11 protein-coding genes are annotated in these 15,352 nt (G+C 53.1%); 4 read left to right on the top strand and 7 right to left on the bottom strand.

Annotation, left to right across the window (positions count from 1 at the left end; genetic code table 11):
- Positions 1–13: 13 nt before the first annotated feature.
- The 7 genes from ACMWJS_RS00465 to ACMWJS_RS00435 all read right to left on the bottom strand — a co-directional run bounded on the left by ACMWJS_RS00465 (position 14) and on the right by ACMWJS_RS00435 (position 8,900).
- A complete protein-coding gene (locus ACMWJS_RS00465) occupies positions 14–2,278 on the bottom strand; it encodes a ComEC family protein (protein WP_414746439.1) in 2,265 nt (754 codons plus the stop codon).
- 214 nt (positions 2,279–2,492) lie between these two features.
- Positions 2,493–2,780: an integration host factor subunit beta gene (ihfB, locus tag ACMWJS_RS00460; RefSeq protein WP_008499965.1), complete on the bottom strand. Its 288-nt coding sequence runs from the start codon at positions 2,778–2,780 to the stop codon at positions 2,493–2,495.
- 170 nt (positions 2,781–2,950) lie between these two features.
- Positions 2,951–4,624, bottom strand: coding sequence for a 30S ribosomal protein S1 (gene rpsA / locus ACMWJS_RS00455; RefSeq protein ID WP_008499966.1), 1,674 nt, complete (start codon positions 4,622–4,624; stop codon positions 2,951–2,953).
- 111 nt (positions 4,625–4,735) lie between these two features.
- On the bottom strand, positions 4,736–5,419 hold the full coding sequence (gene cmk, locus ACMWJS_RS00450) for a (d)CMP kinase (protein WP_008499967.1): 684 nt from the start codon (positions 5,417–5,419) through the stop codon (positions 4,736–4,738).
- A gap of 184 nt (positions 5,420–5,603) precedes the next feature.
- Positions 5,604–6,887 carry a 3-phosphoshikimate 1-carboxyvinyltransferase gene (gene aroA, locus ACMWJS_RS00445; RefSeq protein WP_045908387.1) on the bottom strand — a complete coding sequence of 428 codons (1,284 nt, stop codon included), beginning with the start codon at positions 6,885–6,887 and terminating at the stop codon, positions 5,604–5,606.
- Between the two features lie 69 nt (positions 6,888–6,956).
- A complete protein-coding gene (gene serC, locus ACMWJS_RS00440; protein ID WP_045908388.1) occupies positions 6,957–8,045 on the bottom strand; it encodes a 3-phosphoserine/phosphohydroxythreonine transaminase in 1,089 nt (362 codons plus the stop codon).
- Positions 8,046–8,207: 162 nt separating this feature from the next.
- Positions 8,208–8,900: a DUF421 domain-containing protein gene (locus tag ACMWJS_RS00435; RefSeq protein ID WP_069719505.1), complete on the bottom strand. Its 693-nt coding sequence runs from the start codon at positions 8,898–8,900 to the stop codon at positions 8,208–8,210.
- Positions 8,901–9,027: 127 nt separating this feature from the next.
- On the opposite strand from ACMWJS_RS00435, the gene ycaO reads away from it, so the two are divergent.
- From ycaO to pflA, 4 genes are all read left to right on the top strand, one after another.
- Positions 9,028–10,788 carry a 30S ribosomal protein S12 methylthiotransferase accessory factor YcaO gene (gene ycaO / locus ACMWJS_RS00430; RefSeq protein WP_414746438.1) on the top strand — a complete coding sequence of 587 codons (1,761 nt, stop codon included), beginning with the start codon at positions 9,028–9,030 and terminating at the stop codon, positions 10,786–10,788.
- 406 nt (positions 10,789–11,194) lie between these two features.
- Positions 11,195–12,052, top strand: coding sequence for a formate transporter FocA (gene focA, locus ACMWJS_RS00425; RefSeq protein WP_008499974.1), 858 nt, complete (start codon positions 11,195–11,197; stop codon positions 12,050–12,052).
- Between the two features lie 51 nt (positions 12,053–12,103).
- The gene (gene pflB, locus ACMWJS_RS00420; RefSeq protein ID WP_023310992.1) at positions 12,104–14,386 is read left to right on the top strand and encodes a formate C-acetyltransferase; all 2,283 of its coding nucleotides are present in this window, start codon (positions 12,104–12,106) and stop codon (positions 14,384–14,386) included.
- A gap of 203 nt (positions 14,387–14,589) precedes the next feature.
- Positions 14,590–15,330 carry a pyruvate formate lyase 1-activating protein gene (pflA, locus tag ACMWJS_RS00415; protein ID WP_334755281.1) on the top strand — a complete coding sequence of 247 codons (741 nt, stop codon included), beginning with the start codon at positions 14,590–14,592 and terminating at the stop codon, positions 15,328–15,330.
- Positions 15,331–15,352 lie beyond the last annotated feature (22 nt).

Genomic DNA, 15,352 nt, shown 5'->3' with positions numbered 1-15,352 from the left:
ATAGCCGCATATTCTACCCGTTATCGACGGGCGCGCCAAACCACTGATGATACCAACGTGGTAAAATTTGCTCTCGCAAGCGCCGGATTTGCCAGTGATGTTGCGAGAATGTCACCGATATTTGTCCTGAGTGAGGGGTATCGTGCCAGATATACCCCTCTTTTCGATAGCGTCGGACAACTTTTGGCGACGGGAAATGCCATGCGTTATGGCGGGCCGCGGAATCCAGGGCAATCTGTCCTCCCACCCGCTGTACCAGCGGCAATGAAGACGAGGTATTGCTGCCATGATGGGGCACCTGTATCAACGTGGACGTCATATAGCGCCAGTAATGGCTAAGCATAGCCTGTTCCGCTTGCGCTTCAATATCTCCTGTTAACAGAACACTTTGCTCCCCGTCGTCCACCTTTACCACGCAGGAACGGTTATTCCCCTGGGCCGGGTAATTTTCAGGGGGCCAGTGGACGGTGAAGGTTAACCCCTGCCATAACCATTTCTGCCCACGAAAACAGGGACGGTGTCCAGTCCTGCGCAACGGGCTTCTTATCCATATATCCGGCCATGCTTTTTGCAACGAAATGAGGCCTCCTGCATGGTCGAGGTGTTCATGACTGAGAATCACCCCGTCTGGCCGCAGGTGATGCCAGCGAAGCCAGGGAATAATTAACCGCTGCGCGCTGTCTCCGTCCGGCCAGGCGAGCCCGGTATCATAAAGAAGGGCTTTTCCCTGCCTTTCAATAACCATGGCCAGCCCCTGCCCCACGTCCAGCATATGCAGCGTCCAGCTCTCGCTTTTTGCCGCTCGCCAGAGGGGAAATGTCAGTAAGACACTGCCTGCAAGACAAACGGCAGGAACGGTTTTCCAGGCACGAAAACGCCAGGCAATGATGATCAACCACGGCAGTAATGCCATGGTTTGCCAGCGTTGATCGACATTCTGCCAGCCATCAGGCAGGCGCATCAGTAGCCAGAAGAGTCCTGCAAGCGACTTATCGGCAGCAAACCAGATGGCACTTTCAACCGCCGCCAGCGGTAGCAGATGGAGCAGCATACCGAGCAGGATCAGCGGGACGGAGACAAACGTTACCAGGGGCACGGCAAAGAGATTCGCGACCAGGGATGAGAGGCTGAAGCCATGGAAAATCAGAACCTGTAACGGCATGAGCAGAAGCAACATGCCGACCTGCAAATAAATCAGGTTTACTAGCGGCCGTATACGTCTTGTCCGCTGCCAGTCAGGAAGCGGCAGCCACTGAAACCAGAAAATCAGCGCGGCGACGGCAAAGGCTGACAAAGCCAGACTCTGCGAAAGTACGGCTAACGGATCGTTTAACAGTATCGCCGCGATACAGCACCCCCATACCTGCCAGGGCGACCATTGACGGCCAGCGATCCGCAACATAGCAAGCACAGCAAGTGCGATGACCGTCCGCAGCGCAGGCGGTTGCAGGCCGGTAAGCCAGGCGTAGAAAGCAGCAAAGATTAACCCGGCAAGGAGAGGCATTTGCCAGTGGACCCGATGGCTGGGTAATAAAAACTGGAGTCCACGTGCAAGTAACCAGACGAGAGAGGCTGCCAGTGCGATATGCAGACCCGAAATCGCCATCAAATGCAGCGTGCCGGTTTCCCGCATCAGATCTTTTATTTCCCGCGGTACATCCAGGCGTTCCCCCATCCCAAGGCCCAGGATAACCGCTCCCCATGGATAAGCTGAAAGTCGGTTTTGCAACGACAGCAGATATTGCGCTCGCAGGCTGCAGCGCCCGTCGACGAGTTCCGCACGGGTGAAGCGCCCGCTCAATGTTTGATGTCGGGCAAAAGCGCTGCGCTGAGCATCATAACCGCCGTCGTTCAGTTCGCCGTGTGCAGGCCTGAGCCTGAGCGTCATGGTCCAGCGCTGACCGGCACAGGCTTGCTTCGGCAGATAATTGCCATACAGCGTTACGCCGGTGGAGGCCCACCAGCGCTTGCCATCGACGCTGCGAATGTTTCCCTGATGCAGAGTGGCGCCGTCGGTCGCGGTGAGCTCTACCTCAGCCTGCACGGCTCCCGTTGTTAAATGCTGCATCGGCCAGACGCTCTCTTGCGCGGCCAGAATGCCCCACGCACAAAATAACAGCGTGATACCAGCATACTTCACTCGACGGTTTTGCCATGCAGCAAGCACTATCCCGCCAGCCACCATGACCCACACGGCGTAAGGTGACGGCAATTCAGGTAACCAGAGTAATGGAACTATCGCCAGCATGGCGCAGACACTAAGCGTGGGAATTCCCATTGCTACCTCCCTGTTTCAGGGTGGCAGTATGCAAGCAGGGTGAGCGGGTCGTCAGGTGTGAAGGATGCGATTTACAGCAAGCGCAGCAAGGTATTTTACGGGTTGCAGAAAACGAAACGGAAAATGCGGGGCACCTTCAGAAAGAAAGCGACAGGTACAAAAAAAGCACCCGCAGGTGCTTTCTTTCGAACCCAGTTTAACCGGCTGGCTAAACTCAGTTGCCGTAAATATTGGCGCGATCGCGCAGTTCTTTACCCGGCTTAAAGTGTGGAACGTACTTACCTTCCAGCTCGACTTTATCGCCAGTTTTCGGGTTACGCCCGGTACGTGGAGCACGATAGTGCAGAGAAAAACTACCGAAACCGCGGATTTCAATGCGCTCGCCCTGGGCAAGAGTGGAGGCCATATGCTCCAGCATCTCTTTTACGGCATCTTCCACTGCTTTGGCAGGGATATGCGGTTGCTGACTGGCAAGTCTTTCAATCAATTCTGACTTGGTCATGATTCCTCCGGTTCCTTTCAAACCAATTAGCTGAACAGCTCATTAAACAAGGGCGGCCGTAGCCGCCCTTTGTTATTGATTACAGGACGAATCCTGTAATCTGTCAAGTTTGCTCCTCATCCTTCACGCTGTAAATGCATTACAACGCACATGATGCTGAGAACCTGATATTACTCGCCTTTAGCTGCTTTGAAAGCTTCAGCCATTGCGTTGTTAGAGAAGTTTGCATCTTCCTGTTTGTTAACAGTTGCGATTGCATCTTTCTCATCAGCTTCGTCTTTAGCACGAACAGACAGGCTGATTGCACGGTTCTTACGGTCAACACCGGTGAACTTAGCTTCAACGTCGTCGCCTACGTTCAGAACCAGAGTGGCATCTTCAACGCGGTCACGGGAAGCTTCAGAAGCGCGCAGGTAACCTTCAACGCCGTCAGCCAGTTCTACGGTTGCGCCTTTAGCGTCAACTGCAGTCACTTTACCGTTTACGATTGCGCCTTTCTTGTTCAGTGCAACCCAGTTGTTGAACGGATCTTCTGCGAGCTGTTTAACGCCCAGGGAGATACGCTCACGCTCTGCGTCAACCTGCAGAACAACTGCAGCGATTTCGTCGCCTTTTTTGTATTCACGAACTGCTTCTTCGCCTGCAACGTTCCAGGAGATGTCAGACAGGTGAACCAGGCCATCGATGCCGCCGTCCAGGCCGATGAAGATACCGAAGTCAGTGATAGACTTGATTTTACCTTCAACACGGTCACCCTTGTTGTGGGTTTCCGCGAACTGCTGCCATGGGTTGTTTTTGCACTGCTTCAGGCCCAGGGAGATACGACGACGTTCTTCGTCGATATCCAGAACCATCACTTCCACTACATCACCAACGTTAACAACTTTGGATGGGTGGATGTTTTTGTTGGTCCAGTCCATTTCGGAAACGTGCACCAGACCTTCAACGCCTTCTTCGATTTCAACGAAGCAGCCGTAGTCAGTCAGGTTGGTTACGCGACCAGTCAGTTTAGTACCTTCTGGGTAACGCTTAGCGATAGCTACCCATGGATCTTCGCCCAGCTGTTTCAGGCCGAGGGATACACGAGTACGCTCGCGGTCGAACTTCAGCACTTTAACAGTGATTTCGTCGCCCACGTTCACGATTTCGCTTGGGTGCTTAACGCGTTTCCACGCCATGTCGGTGATGTGCAGCAGGCCATCAACGCCGCCCAGGTCAACGAATGCGCCGTAGTCAGTGAGGTTCTTAACGATACCTTTGACTTCCATGCCTTCCTGCAGGTTTTCCAGCAGCTGATCGCGTTCTGCGCTGTTTTCGGATTCGATAACGGCACGACGGGAAACAACAACGTTGTTACGCTTCTGGTCCAGCTTGATTACTTTGAACTCAAGCTCTTTGCCTTCCAGGTGCAGAGTGTCACGAACTGGACGAACGTCTACCAGAGAACCTGGCAGGAACGCACGAATACCATTCAGCTCAACAGTGAAGCCACCTTTAACTTTGCCGTTGATAACACCGACCACAGTTTCAGCTTCTTCGTAAGCTTTTTCCAGCGTGATCCATGCTTCGTGACGTTTCGCTTTCTCACGAGAAAGCAGGGTTTCACCGAAGCCGTCTTCTACTGCGTCCAGAGCAACGTCAACTTCGTCGCCAACCTGGATTTCCAGCTCGCCCTGGGCGTTTTTGAACTGCTCTGCCGGAATGGCGGACTCAGATTTCAGACCGGCGTCAACCAGTACTACGTCTTTGTCGATAGCAACAACAACACCGCGAACGATGGAACCCGGGCGGGTTTCGATTTCTTTTAAGGATTCTTCAAACAGTTGAGCAAAAGATTCAGTCATGTTTAATCTTCAGGTTAATATTAACGTCCACCTGGCTCCGTGCCGGATGGGGTTGTTTCACATACCCGCCGTCAATCCCTTGCAGCGGGGGTACTGCTAAATCGGTCGCGATTACGCGAGTGCCAGTTTTTGGCGCGCATATTGTAGCGCTTTTTCAATCACTTGCTCAATAGTTAAACTGGTTGAATCCAGAACTAATGCATCTTCTGCTGGAACAAGTGGGGCGACGGCGCGGTTACGATCGCGGTCATCGCGCTCTTTTATCTCGGATAAAAGGCGATCAAAGTTAACACTAAACCCCTTTTCCTGCAACTGAAGCATGCGGCGTTGAGCACGTTCTTCCGAAGAGGCGTCAAGGAAAATTTTCACAGGTGCATCAGGGAATACCACGGTTCCCATATCGCGTCCGTCTGCGATCAAGCCCGGGGCTTCACGAAACGCGCGCTGACGACGTAACAGCGCCTCACGAACGCGCGGGAAGGCTGCTACCTGGGAGGCCGCATTCGCCACTTCCTGAGTACGGATTTCCCCGCTCACGTCTTCCCCTTCAAGGATGACTTCCAGGTTGCCATTGGTCGATACGAAACGCACATCAAGATGCGCAGCCAGCGGAACCAGCGCTTCTTCTGACGCCACGTCCACATGATGATGCAGCGCAGCCAGAGCCAACACGCGATAGATTGCTCCCGAATCTAAAAGATGCCATTGCAACGCTTCCGCCATCGCTTTGCACAGAGTCCCTTTCCCTGCGCCACTCGGCCCATCAATGGTGATTACCGGGGCAATTGCCGTCATCTTTTTCTCCTTAAATAAGGCATACCGTTTACATGAACGCCGCGCATTATACGCGTCAACGTGCGCAACTGTTACCTTTGCGTGCAAATTACGGATTGATTGAAGCAGAGTGTAGAAGAAATGAACGGAAGTGTTCGTCAGGAAGCGTAAGGAAATGCCGCATCGGGTGATGCGGCAGGCGTTATCAGGCCAGCGTGCTAATGCGTGCCAGCTGTTCGAAGTAGTCAGGGAACGTTTTCGCCGTACATTTTGGATCAAGAATGGTGACAGGCGTGTCTGACAACGCCACCAGCGAGAAGCACATCGCCATACGGTGATCGTTGTAGGTTCCGATCTCGGCAACCTGCAGTTTTGCAGGAGGCGTGACGCGAATGTAGTCTTCGCCCTCTTCCACCTCAGCGCCGACCTTACGCAGCTCAGTCGCCATCGCGAACAGTCGGTCGGTTTCTTTTACGCGCCAGTTATAGATATTACGCAGCGTGGTGGTGCCTTTTGCAAACAGCGCCGCTGTGGCAATGGTCATCGCCGCATCCGGAATATGGTTCATGTCCATGTCGATGGCCTTCAGCTCGCCGCGGGTACAGGAGATGAAGTCATCGCCCCAGGTCACAACCGCGCCCATTTTCTCCAGCACGTCCGCAAAACGGATATCGCCCTGCACGCTGTTGCGGCCAATACCGGTTACCTTCACGGTACCGCCTTTGATCGCGCCCGCCGCCAGGAAGTAAGAAGCCGACGAGGCGTCGCCTTCAACAAGATAGCTGCCCGGAGACTGGTACTGCTGCGCCCCACGTACCACGAAGCGCTGATAAGACTGGTTTTCCACCTCGACGCCGAAGGTTTTCATCAGGTGCAGCGTGATATCGATATACGGTTTGGAGACCAGCTCGCCTTTAATCGTAATTACCGTATCCTGCGGTGCCAGCGGCGCGGTCATCAGCAGCGCGGTCAGGAACTGGCTGGAAACGCTGCCGTCAACCTCGACGTGACCGCCGGTAAAGCCCCCGCGCAGACGCAGTGGCGGATAATTTTCCTGCTCCAGATACTCAATCTGCGCGCCGCCCTGACGCAGGGCATCCACCAGATGGCCAATCGGACGCTCTTTCATGCGCGGCTCACCGGTCAGCACAATGTTGTTGCGCCCAAGACACAGAGCCGCCGCCAGCGGACGCATCGCGGTACCCGCGTTGCCCAGAAACAGCTCAAGCTCTTCACCCGTCTGCAGCGCGCCGCCGTTGCCGGTCACTTCGCAGCGGGTGCGATCGTCGGAGAGAGTGTAATGAACGCCCAACGCTTTCAGCGCATTGAGCATATGGCGCACGTCATCGCTGTCCAGCAGGTTTGTAAGGACGGTGGTGCCGTTTGCCAGTGCTGCCAGCAGCAGAGCGCGGTTCGAGACACTTTTTGAACCAGGCAGATTAATGGTGCCATCTACCCGCGCGATCGGTTGTAACGTCAGGGATTCCATGGAAACTTAACTCTCAACTCAACATAATAAAAACCCCGCAGCAGGGCTACGGGGGTGAAAACAGCGCAATTAACCGTGGCGACGTTCGAAGTCGATCATGAAATCGGTCAGAGCTTTAACGCCTTCCAGCGGCATCGCGTTATAGATGGAGGCACGCATGCCGCCCACGACACGGTGACCTTTGAGCGCGTGCAGGCCTGCCGCGAAGGACTCTTCCAGGAACACTTTATCCAGGTTGCTGTCCGCCAGCTGGAACGGCACGTTCATGCGGGAACGGTTAGCTTTCGCCACATCGTTGCGGTAGAAATCGCTCTTGTCGATCACGCCATACAGCAGTTCAGCTTTCTGCTGATTCACTTTGTCCATCTGCGCCACGCCGCCGTTTTGCTTCAGCCATTTGAAGACCAGGCCGGAAAGGTACCAGGCAAACGTCGGTGGGGTGTTGAACATAGAATCGTTGTCGTTCAGCACGGTGTAATCAAGAATCGACGGGCAGGAAGTATGCGCTTTACCCAGCAGATCTTCACGCACGATAACAATTGTCAGGCCTGCAGGGCCGATATTTTTCTGTGCGCCCGCGTAGATCACGCCATAACGGCTGACGTCAATTGGCGCAGACAGAATGGTGGAGGAGAAGTCAGCGGCAACCACGACATCGCTGCCGAAGTTTGGCGTCTCGTCGATGGCAATGCCGTCAATGGTTTCGTTCGGGCAGTAGTGCAGATACGCGGCGTTATCAGAAAGCTGCCATTCGCTCATTGGCTTCACGGCGCGCAGGCCGTCAACGGTCACTTTGGCGTCGATCACATTCGGCGTGCAGTATTTGTGCGCTTCTTTCACCGCACTGGCCGCCCAGTAGCCTGCGTCAACGTAGTCTGCCGTCGTTTTATCGCCCAGGATGTTCAGCGGTACGCCCGCAAACTGGCCTCGCCCGCCGCCGTGACAGAACAATACTTTGTAGTTCGAGGGAATATTCAGCAGATCGCGAAAATCCTTTTCTGCCTCTTCCGCCACCTGAATAAACTCTTTACCCCGGTGGCTGATTTCCATCACCGACGTACCGAGACCGTTCCAGTCACAAAGTTCCTGTTGAGCCTGTTTAAGCACGTCTGCCGGTAACATTGCCGGACCTGAACTGAAATTAAAGACTTGAGCCATTTCCCCTCACCACGCTAAAAGCCATAAGTTATAACTGTGGATATCGGTTTTATCATTCAGTGACACGCGCCGCAATGTCTAAAACTTATGACCCGTGAAATGTGCCCCACGTCACACAAAACAATCTGCCGCCTCGCCAGGACAAAACCGACAAAATGGCTGTCAGGTGATGCGTTTAGCCCGGCTAACCTTCGTCCATTCCGGATTTGCACAGCGGGGGCATAATTGACGATCCCCTGGCTGCATCGCGACGACATGGCTACATCTCACGCAGGCATACTCGCCTGACTCAGGTATGGTTCTGAAACGCTCGATCAGCATATCCGGCAGGATGCACAGTCCCGGCCTCACCTCATCGTCAGAATAGTAATAGACGCTAATCTGCCCGTTAGTTTCCATGATCGCCAGACGCACCTGCCCGAGCTGTTCCACGCTGTTGAGGCGTAGCTCCATAAAGAACTCAAACTCGGTCATATTGGCGCTCTGAACGTTTTCCCAGGCCAGTTGACCGTCCTCGACGATAACGACCGGCTTCCCTTCAAGCAGATCTTCCAGCTTTTCACTTTTCGACATCAGCCACATGACAAGCCGGTAAAGCAGCGCCAGGGAGACAAAAACGATGAAGACCGGCACCATCGGCACATCATCATAGAAGGCGACATCCCCCGCCGCAGAACCCAGCGTCAGGATGATCAATACTTCAAAGAGCGACATCTGCCTTACGCCGCGACGGCCCGTAATTTTGAGAAACAGGAAGACGAGGACGAAGGTATACAGGCTGCGAAGCGCGACTTCGCCTAAAAACTCTGGAGGGACTTTATCAAACGCCATCCGCTGGAGATCAAACGCTTTCATTTTTCTATGCCTTAACAGTAGGTTACTGAGTGTAAGCATAGCTCAGGCATTTATTTTCGCCGAAGATAGCACCCGTCACGCAAAACCCGTATCATTGCGCGCTTTACGTACGATAAAAGTGAACGCCATGATTCAAACGTTTATCCCCGGCAAAGACGCCGCTCTGGAAGATTCCATCGCTCGCTTCCAGCAGAAACTGACCGACCTGGGTTTTAACATCGAAGAAGCCTCCTGGCTCAATCCGGTGCCTCATGTCTGGTCCGTGCATATTCGCGATAAAGACTGTGCCCTGTGCTTTACCAACGGTAAAGGCGCGACGAAAAAAGCGGCATTGGCCTCCGCGCTGGGTGAGTATTTTGAGCGTCTGTCCACCAACTATTTCTTCGCTGACTTCTGGCTGGGCGAAACCATCGCCAACGGCCCGTTCGTTCACTATCCGAACGAAAAGTGGTTCCCACTGACGGAAGATGACGAACTGCCGGAAGGTATTCTCGACGCGCGTCTGCGCGCTTTCTACGATCCGGAAAACGAACTGACCGCCAGCATGCTGATCGATCTGCAGTCCGGAAACGACGATCGCGGTATTTGCGCTCTGCCCTTTACCCGTCAGTCTGACGAGCAGACCGTCTATATCCCGATGAACATCGTCGGCAACCTGTATGTGTCTAACGGCATGTCCGCCGGTAACACCCGCAATGAAGCGCGCGTGCAGGGACTGTCTGAAGTCTTCGAGCGTCACATCAAAAACCGCATTATTGCCGAATCCATCAGCCTGCCTGAAATTCCGGCAGACGTGCTGGCGCGCTACCCGGGCGTGGTGGAATCCATCGCCAAACTGGAAGCAGAAGGTTTCCCAATCTTCGCGTATGACGGCTCGCTGGGCGGCAAGTATCCGGTGATCTGCGTCGTGCTGTTTAACCCGACCAACGGTACCTGCTTCGCCTCCTTCGGCGCGCACCCGGACTTCGGCGTGGCGCTGGAGCGTACCGTCACCGAGCTGCTGCAGGGCCGTAGCCTGAAAGATCTCGACGTGTTTACGCCGCCAACGTTTGACGATGAAGAAGTGGCCGAGCATACCAACCTCGAAACCCACTTCATCGATTCCAGCGGCTTAATTTCCTGGGATATGTTCAAGCAGGACGCGGACTATCCGTTCGTGGACTGGAGCTTCGCCGGTACCACGGAAGAAGAGTTCGCCACGCTGATGGCGATCTTCAACGCGGAAGACCAGGAAGTGTACATTGCCGATTACGAGCACCTGGGCGTTTACGCGTGCCGCATCATCGTGCCTGGCATGTCTGATATCTATCCAGCGGAAGACCTGTGGCTGGCAAACAACAGCATGGGCGCCCATCTGCGAGAAACGCTGCTGGCTCTGCCGGGCAGTGAATGGGAGAAAGAAGATTACCTGAACCTGATCGCCCAACTGGACGAAGAAGGCCACGATGACTTCACCCGCGTACGCGAACTCCTGGGTCTGGCGACCGGTAAAGATAACGGCTGGTATACCCTGCGTATCGGTGAACTGAAAGCAATGCTGGCTCTGGCGGGTGGCGATCTGGATCAGGCCCTGGCCTGGACCGAGTGGACCATGGAGTTCAACCAGTCGGTCTTCTCTGCCGAGCGCACCAATTATTACCGTTGCCTGCAAACCCTGCTGCTGCTTGCACAGGAAGAGGATCGCGAACCGCTGCAATACCTGAATGCTTTCGTGCGTATGTATGGGGCTGAGGCCGTTGAAGCAGCCAGCGCGGCCCTGAGCGGCGAAGCGCCGTTCTATGGCCTGCAGGCTGTTGATAGCGATCTGAAAGCCTTCCCGGCGCATCAGTCACTGCTGAAGGCCTACGAAAAGCTGCAGAAAGCAAAAGCTGCTTACTGGTCAAAATAAGCGCATATAACATTACCAGCAGTAGGCGTATTCAATCGTCTGGGCTATATTACGGGGCAATTTCATTGCCCCGTTTTTTATTTTCTTCGGCAATGATTGTTGATTGTAATAATAAAGTTAAACACGGGTAAATATAATAATATTGATCTGGGCTTTACTGTTACTTTTTATGGTTAATACTCCATATTAATTAACTGATAAAGAGGTGGCTGAACGAAAAAATTCAACTCTTTTCATAACTTTTAAAATTTATTTTTATACGGATAATCAAACACTTACTCCGCATTTGCTGTAAATCCATACACACTGCGGGCCTATAAGCCAGGCGAGATATGATCTATATCAATTTCTCTTCTATAATGCTTTGTTAGTATCTCGTCGCCGACTTAATAAAGAGAGAGTTAGTGTGAAAGCTGACAACCCTTTTGATCTTTTACTCCCTGCTGCGATGGCCAAAGTTGCCGAAGAAGCAGGTGTCTATAAAGCAACGAAACACCCGATGAAGACGTTCTATCTGGCGATCACGGCTGGTGTGTTCATCTCTATCGCTTTCGTCTTCTACATCACCGCCACCACCGGTACTGCCGGAATGCCTTTCGGCATGGCCAAACTGATTGGCGGCATTTGTTTCTCACTGGGTCTGATTCTTTGCGTCATTTGCGGCGCCGACCTCTTCACCTCAACGGTGCTGATTGTCGTGGCAAAGGCCAGCGGAAGAATTACCTGGGGTCAGCTGGCACGTAACTGGCTTAATGTTTACGTGGGTAACCTGGTTGGCTGTCTGCTCTTTGTTTTGTTGATGTGGCTTTCTGGCGAGTACATGACCGCCAACGGTGGCTGGGGCCTTAACGTCCTGCAAACCGCCGACCACAAAATGCACCACACATTTATCGAAGCCGTTGCTCTCGGCATCCTCGCTAACCTGATGGTCTGCCTGGCTGTATGGATGAGCTACTCGGGTCGTAGCCTGATGGACAAAGCCTTAATTATGGTTCTGCCGGTTGCGATGTTTGTTGCCAGCGGCTTTGAGCACAGTATCGCGAATATGTTCATGATCCCAATGGGCATTGTTATCCGCGACTTTGCGAGCCCGGAGTTCTGGACCGCAGTTGGTTCATCCCCGGAAAGTTTCTCTCACCTGACTATTATGAATTTCATTACTGATAACCTGATCCCTGTCACTATCGGGAACATTATCGGTGGGGGTCTGTTAGTTGGGTTGACATACTGGGTCATTTACCTGCGTGGCGACGATCATCATTGATGGTTTTCTCAGGCAGTAAATAAAAAATCCACTTAAGAAGGTAGGTGTTACATGTCCGAGCTTAATGAAAAGTTAGCCACAGCCTGGGAAGGTTTTGCGAAAGGTGACTGGCAGAATGAAGTAAACGTACGTGACTTCATTCAGAAAAACTATACCCCGTATGAAGGTGACGAATCCTTCCTGGCTGGCGCAACTGACGCGACCACCAAGCTGTGGGACAGCGTAATGGAAGGCGTTAAACTGGAAAACCGCACTCACGCGCCAGTTGATTTTGACACCTCCGTTGCTTCCACCATCACTTCTCACGATGCTGGCTATATCAACAAAGCCCTTGAGAAAATCGTTGGTCTGCAGACTGAAGCACCACTGAAACGCGCAATCATCCCGTTCGGTGGTATTAAAATGGTTGAAGGTTCCTGCAAAGCGTATAACCGCGAGCTGGACCCAATGCTGAAAAAAATCTTCACCGAATACCGCAAAACCCACAACCAGGGCGTATTCGATGTTTACACCAAAGACATTCTGAACTGCCGTAAATCTGGCGTTCTGACTGGTCTGCCAGATGCGTATGGCCGTGGCCGTATCATCGGTGACTACCGTCGCGTTGCGCTGTACGGTATCGACTTCCTGATGAAAGACAAGTACGCGCAGTTTGTTTCCCTGCAGTCCGATCTGGAAAACGGCGTAAACCTGGAAGCGACTATCCGTCTGCGTGAAGAGATCGCTGAACAGCACCGCGCGCTGGGTCAGATCAAAGAGATGGCGGCTAAATACGGCTGCGATATCTCTGGTCCTGCTACCAACGCTCAGGAAGCTATCCAGTGGACCTACTTCGGCTACCTGGCCGCAGTTAAGTCTCAGAACGGTGCAGCGATGTCCTTCGGTCGCGTATCCACCTTCCTGGATGCTTACATCGAACGTGACCTGAAAGCAGGCAAAATCACCGAGCAAGATGCTCAGGAAATGATTGACCACCTGGTCATGAAACTGCGTATGGTTCGCTTCCTGCGTACGCCTGAATACGATGAACTGTTCTCCGGTGACCCAATCTGGGCAACTGAATCCATCGGCGGTATGGGCGTTGACGGCCGTACTCTGGTGACCAAAAACAGCTTCCGCTTCCTGAACACCCTGTACACCATGGGTCCTTCTCCGGAGCCGAACATCACCGTTCTGTGGTCTGAAAAACTGCCTCTGAACTTCAAGAAATTCGCCGCTAAAGTGTCCATCGACACCTCTTCTCTGCAGTACGAGAACGATGACCTGATGCGTCCGGACTTCAACAACGACGATTACGCTATCGCTTGCTGCGTAAGCCCAATGGTTGTTGGTAAACAAATGCAGTTCTTCGGTGCGCGTGCAAACCTGGCGAAAACCATGCTGTACGCTATCAACGGCGGCGTTGATGAAAAACTGAAAATGCAGGTTGGTCCTAAGTCTGAACCGATCAAAGGCGACGTTCTGAACTTCGACGAAGTGATGGACCGCATGGATCACTTCATGGACTGGCTGGCGAAACAGTACGTCACTGCGCTGAACGTTATCCACTACATGCACGACAAGTACAGCTACGAAGCTTCTCTGATGGCGCTGCACGACCGTGACGTTATCCGCACCATGGCGTGTGGTATCGCAGGTCTGTCCGTTGCTGCTGACTCCCTGTCTGCAATCAAATATGCGAAAGTTAAACCAATTCGTGACGAAGACGGTCTGGCTATCGACTTCGAAATCGAAGGCGAATATCCGCAGTTTGGTAACAACGACTCTCGCGTTGATGACATGGCGGTTGACCTGGTAGAACGTTTCATGAAGAAAATTCAGAAACTGACTACCTACCGTAACGCTATCCCGACTCAGTCTGTTCTGACCATCACCTCTAACGTTGTGTATGGTAAGAAAACCGGTAACACCCCAGACGGTCGTCGTGCTGGCGCGCCATTCGGCCCAGGTGCGAACCCAATGCACGGTCGTGACCAGAAAGGTGCGGTTGCCTCTCTGACTTCCGTTGCTAAACTGCCGTTTGCTTACGCGAAAGATGGTATCTCTTACACCTTCTCTATCGTGCCAAACGCGCTGGGTAAAGACGACGAAGTGCGTAAAACTAACCTCGCGGGTCTGATGGATGGTTACTTCCACCACGAAGCGTCCATCGAAGGTGGTCAGCACCTGAACGTGAACGTCATGAACCGTGAAATGCTGCTCGACGCGATGGAACACCCTGAGAAATATCCTCAGCTGACCATCCGCGTATCTGGCTACGCAGTACGTTTTAACTCCCTGACTAAAGAACAGCAGCAGGACGTTATCACCCGTACTTTCACTCAGTCCATGTAAGTGGAATTGACTGAAATCACGCGTTAACAAGCGTACAATAAAGGCTCCACGTCAGTGGGGCCTTTTTAGCACCCTCTCCACCTCAGTCTCTTTTGTCCGCTATCTATACTGAATGGATAACAGCCAAAACAGACTTAACACAGCCGGCTTTGAGCTGTGCATACACAGGCCCGGGACGGGCCGATGATGGAGATATCACCGCAATGTCAACTATTGGTCGTATTCACTCCTTTGAATCCTGTGGCACCGTCGATGGCCCGGGTATCCGCTTTATCACCTTTTTCCAGGGCTGCCTGATGCGCTGCCTGTACTGCCATAACCGCGACACCTGGGACACGCACGGCGGTAAAGAAGTCACCGTCGACGATCTAATGAAAGAGGTAGTGACCTATCGCCACTTTATGAACGCCTCCGGTGGCGGTGTGACCGCATCCGGCGGTGAAGCCATTCTTCAGGCTGAATTTGTCCGCGACTGGTTCCGCGCCTGCCACAAAGAAGGCATTCATACCTGCCTGGATACCAATGGCTTTGTACGTCGCTACGATCCGGTAATTGATGAACTGCTCGAAGTGACCGATCTGGTGATGCTCGATCTCAAACAGATGAACGATGAGATCCACCAGAACCTGGTGGGCGTCTCCAACCACCGCACTCTGGAGTTTGCCAAATACATTGCCGATAAAGGCATCAAAACCTGGATCCGCTACGTGGTGGTACCAGGCTGGTCAGATGACGATGACTCCGCGCACCGCCTGGGGGAATTCACCCGCGACATGGGCAACGTCGAGAAAATCGAGCTTCTGCCCTATCACGAGCTGGGTAAACATAAATGGGTGGCCATGGGTGAAGAGTACAAGCTCGATGGCGTGAAGCCGCCGAAAAAAGACACGATGGAACGCGTCAAAGGTATTCTTGAACAGTACGGTCACAAGGTGATGTATTAAAGAAAATGCCCGGTAAAAACCG

The organism is Enterobacter sp. HK-058-C-ECC, assembly GCF_047531125.1.
Classification (GTDB): Bacteria; Pseudomonadota; Gammaproteobacteria; order Enterobacterales; family Enterobacteriaceae; genus Enterobacter; species Enterobacter quasiroggenkampii.
The sequence above is the reverse complement of the archived record's forward strand: the minus strand, read 5'-3'. Positions and strand labels throughout refer to the sequence as shown.